The sequence below is a fragment of the Chitinophagaceae bacterium genome (assembly GCA_030053935.1).
In the GTDB taxonomy this organism is placed as follows: domain Bacteria; phylum Bacteroidota; class Bacteroidia; order Cytophagales; family JASGCU01; genus JASGCU01.
In genome coordinates, this window is the sequence record JASGCU010000001.1 from 83,161 (window position 1) to 87,631 (window position 4,471).

4 protein-coding genes are annotated in these 4,471 nt (G+C 31.4%); all 4 read right to left on the reverse strand.

Annotated elements, in window-relative coordinates; all coding sequences use genetic code 11:
• Positions 1 to 58 precede the first annotated feature (58 nt).
• On the reverse strand, positions 59 to 1,150 hold the full coding sequence (gene gcvT, locus QM536_00170; protein ID MDI9355431.1) for a glycine cleavage system aminomethyltransferase GcvT: 1,092 nt from the start codon (positions 1,148 to 1,150) through the stop codon (positions 59 to 61).
• A 56-nt stretch (positions 1,151 to 1,206) separates the two neighbouring features.
• Positions 1,207 to 3,015 (reverse strand): AAA family ATPase, encoded by a 1,809-nt coding sequence (locus QM536_00175; GenBank protein MDI9355432.1) that lies wholly within the window; start codon positions 3,013 to 3,015, stop codon positions 1,207 to 1,209.
• A gap of 83 nt (positions 3,016 to 3,098) precedes the next feature.
• Positions 3,099 to 3,629, reverse strand: a complete 531-nt coding sequence (locus tag QM536_00180; GenBank protein MDI9355433.1) for a hypothetical protein — start codon at positions 3,627 to 3,629, stop codon at positions 3,099 to 3,101.
• A 7-nt stretch (positions 3,630 to 3,636) separates the two neighbouring features.
• Positions 3,637 to 3,888 carry an ATP synthase F1 subunit epsilon gene (atpC, locus tag QM536_00185; protein ID MDI9355434.1) on the reverse strand — a complete coding sequence of 84 codons (252 nt, stop codon included), beginning with the start codon at positions 3,886 to 3,888 and terminating at the stop codon, positions 3,637 to 3,639.
• Positions 3,889 to 4,471 lie beyond the last annotated feature (583 nt).

Sequence of the window (4,471 nt, forward strand, 5' to 3'; positions counted from 1 at the left end):
CATAGTATTATGGTGAGTTTAAAAAGTAAATTATATTCTATTAGATATTTTTTTCGTTTTATTTCATTTGTAAGAATGGGGTTTTTGTTATTTTTGCTCTTACAAATTTTTCTCTTATTTTTATGAATACTTCCGTATCCAGCTTTGAAAATATATTTTTTACATATCCCATCGCTATACCTCTTTGTAAAGTAGGAGAATAACAACCGGAGGTAATCGTGCCTATACATTCATTTTGCAGGTTATATATCTCATAATGAGAGCGTGGAATAGACCTTTCTTCCATGAGAATACCTACTAATTTTTTTTCAACTCCTCTTTCTTTTTGACGGAGTAGAAAAGCATCGTTTATAAATTTTTTTGTAAATTTAGTAACCCATGTTAAACCTGCCTCTATAGGAGAAGTAGTTTCATCAATATCATTTCCATATAAACAATAACCCATTTCTAAACGTAATGTATCTCTGGCTCCAAGTCCTATAGGTTGTATGTGAAATGTTTTTCCACATGCTAAAATAGCATTCCACAAATGCGCCGCATATTCATTTTTTACATAGAGTTCAAAACCACCCGCACCCGTATAGCCCGTAGCAGAAATAACAACATCTTCTATTCCGCCTATATTTCCAATTGCAAAGTGATAATAGGGTATAGATTCTAAATGTATTTCGGTAATACTTTGCAAACATAAGCATGCTTTTGGTCCCTGAACAGCAAATAAGGAAAGAGAATCCGATATATTATGGACAGTAGCACCAAAATGATTCTGCTTGCAAATCCATTTCCAATCTTTCTCAATATTTGAGGCATTGACTACTACCATGTATTTTGTATCGTTATGCTTATAAACTAAAATATCATCTATAATCCCTCCTGTATCATTTGGAAAATAAGAATACTGTGCCTGACCATTTTTTAATTTAGAAACATCATTTGAAGTAATATATTGGAGTAAGTCCAAAGCTTTTTCACCTTCTACTAAAAATTCTCCCATGTGTGAGACATCAAAAATACCAACTCCATTGCGAACACAAGTATGTTCTTCTATATCCGAAGAATATTTGAGTGGCATAGAAAAACCTGCAAAAGGAACCATCTTTGCTCCTAACTGCTCATGCACCGTATGTAATGTTACTTTTTTTAATTCCATTTTTTATAATAATTTTATAATATATAAGTATGATTATAATGCGCAATTGCTTCTTGTTAAGTATTATCGGTTTGTAAATATTGTTGCATTATGTTTAATTTTTCTTGTACCTCATCGGGAATAATTTCTAAAAAATCTATGAGCTTATAAAAATCTTTTTTTTTGAGCATGGGATGCTTGGTACGCGTAGAAAATTCTGTAAAAATATTCTCTGCAAAATCACTCATCTTTTTACGTGTAGAATTATTTTGAAAAAAAACATCTTGAAGGTTTTCTGTTAACACTTGATACTCATTCCATGCTTTTGTGTTTGTATCAAAAATAATCTTTAAAGTTGCTGCATCTACTATTTCTTTCATTATTTTTCTATTCTCATTTTTAAAAACGGGAATGTCTTTATAATAATTTTCTATGTATGCAAAAATAGTTTTGGGAGTCACAAAATAATTCTCTAATTCGTATCTTTTCCAATACAAAACACAAAGGTCTGAACCTCTTTCCTCTTGTTTTTCTTTTCCATCCGAATCAAAAATAGCAATTCCTTTTATATCGGGAATTACTTGTTTTAAAGCATTAAAATGTTTTTTGTGGTTCTCATATAATCCCCCCTTTCTCTCCAATGCTTGACCCAAATTTTCTTCGTTATTCGGATTTTGTGTATAATAAAAATGCAAATCTTTTTCAAGGATATTTTTACAGGGATGAGCCTTTTTTTTTGCAAAAGCAAAGAGCATATCCTTATCCGTAGTGCTTTCTATGTATAAAATACGAGGGTTTATCAATGCTTTGTAATAGTGTTCTATACCAAAATCTTTCAAAGCATTTATTATATATTTATACTCTTGTTTATCCGTTATTTCGGTTATAGATCCTGGTGTTATAAGATTTATGTTGCTCGTTTCATTCAGAATCACTTCTGAATGGGTAACAATAATAAGCTGGCTTTTATACTCTCTTACTAAATTTTTTAGTATCAAAAATATTTGTGCTTGTCTGAGAATCTCTAAATGAGCATCGGGTTCATCTACCAACAAAACAGAGTTTTTATACAATAAAAGATAAGATAGGATAAGAAGCATTTGTTGTTGTCCTCTCCCTGCCATAGTGATGTCTAAATCATACTCTGTTTTTTTTTTCTTTTCTGTATAATTATAGGATATTTCTATCTTTCCCGTTCCCGTTTTAACAGGAACATTTATGTTCACAGAAAATAAAGATTGCATAATATCTACCAATTTTTCCCATGACTGGGGATCATCTATAAAAAGATGGTAGCATATATTTCGAAGAACAGAAGCGGTTTGCCCTAATCCTACATAATTTTGTATAGATTCTTTGAGAAGATAATCTTCTTTTTCACTCACTCCCGACATTGCGTAGAGAATATTGATAGAAAGAGTATTTATTTGCTGTAGAGTATCTAAAGAAGAAGCATCTTTTACGTAACAATACATCAGATCGGGACTGTGGTATTTAAAAAATATCTCTATGTTTGTTTCTTTTTTTGTATATTCCGTATTTTCGTATTCAAAGGTAATGGTAATAGAAGATTCTATAGGTGTAACTCCTTTTCTGACCTGAGTATTGTGCCAAAAATATCGCATATTTTTTACAGGGCATTGGGAAATTTCCAATCTATTCAGAGATACCCCTGTTCTGATTCCTTCTTTTTGTTTTTTCTTTTTCCCTTCTTTTTGAAGCCATATTTCAAGTGCCCATTTCCACAAAGCAATTGCTTGGATAAGCGATGTCTTTCCCGAATTATTTGCTCCAATAAGCACTGTAATATCGTGCTCTACCCGAAGAGAAATTTCTTCTCCAAAGATTTTGAAATTTTTTACCGTTACAGATTGTATTTGTATCATATACTCTTTTATTGCCTACCTATTACGAAACTATTCTAAAAACCATTCCTTAGTTACATTTTTTATCCGAATCCTACCGTAACCTATAAAACCCCCCTTGCCTCCTCTTTCAAATTTCTCAAAGCTTTAGAAACTCCCTGTTCTTCTATACGAATACTCTCCTCTAATAAATGCCTTATTAAATCAATACTCTTGGTATCTTGGGGGATATGTAAACTCTCTTTATTGATAAACATTATCAGCTCCTCCACTGCTTGTTTTATTTCCATCCAAATACTTTCGGATATATAAATCTGCTGTGCAAGATTATGATGAAATTCACTTCGTATCTCCTGTATCAGCAATCTTTGTAATTCACCCGAGGTCATATCAGGATTATTGACCCTCTGTATAATATTTTGGAGAGATATTCTTTCTAAAAACAAACACATTCTTTCATACGCCTGTATTTTCAAAGGAAGAACTATCTGTCTGTCTTTCATCTTCGCTTCTAATACATGTTTTTCTAATTCTTTATTCAAAAAAACCTTTACTAATAGATATGTAGCATACAAAATGATGCCCGAAGGAATTAATAATTTTCCAAACTCTAAAAGAACTGATACTGTATTCATTGTCTTTTTATTTTTGTAGCACCGCCTCGTCTGTCAAAACCGTGGCTTTGTTGTTACAAACTTCTAAAACCCCACCCTGGATAGAAAAAGAAACCACATCTTCCTTTCTCTTTATCTCTATTATTCCTATTTTCAACCAAGAAATCATATTTGCATGATGTTCTAAAACCTGAAAACTCCCATCCGACCCTGAAAACGTTCCTACCTCCACATTACTATTAAATACAATACCTCTCTGTGTGACTATTTCTAAATGCATAATTAATTTGTTCTGTAGAATGAAAAATAAAAAATGAGAATAGTTCCTTATAAAAACAAAAACTATTCCAACTGCAAAATATATATAAGAAAACTTTTTTCTTTTTTATCCCAAAAAGAGATACAAAAATACTTTCATAAAATGGTAAAAATATAAAAACCATTATGAAAACTCTGATGCTGTCCAAAAAGTCACTTTTGATACCTTTATAAATTTTGTAACTGTTTGATTATCAATAGGTTTAAAATTTAATATTTGTAGAATTCTTTTTTAACCTCTCCCCAACCCCTCCAAAGGAGAGTAGTTACTATTGAGGGATTCTAACAATTCAAATCCTCAAAACTGTATCATTTTTTTTGAAGAAATCAATTTTTAGAACCCACCTATTATATTTCTTTTTCGATGGGCTAACACCCATCGCTTTTATATTTCGTCCATTCGGGACTATCTAATAAACAAACAACTCCGAAAGGTCTCAATATATTTTCATATATTAAACCCCCCTCTTTAAAAGGAGGGGCAAGGGGTGGCTAATCTTATTTTCTATAAACTTATAATCTCTTTGGGATTATTTTTAATGTAT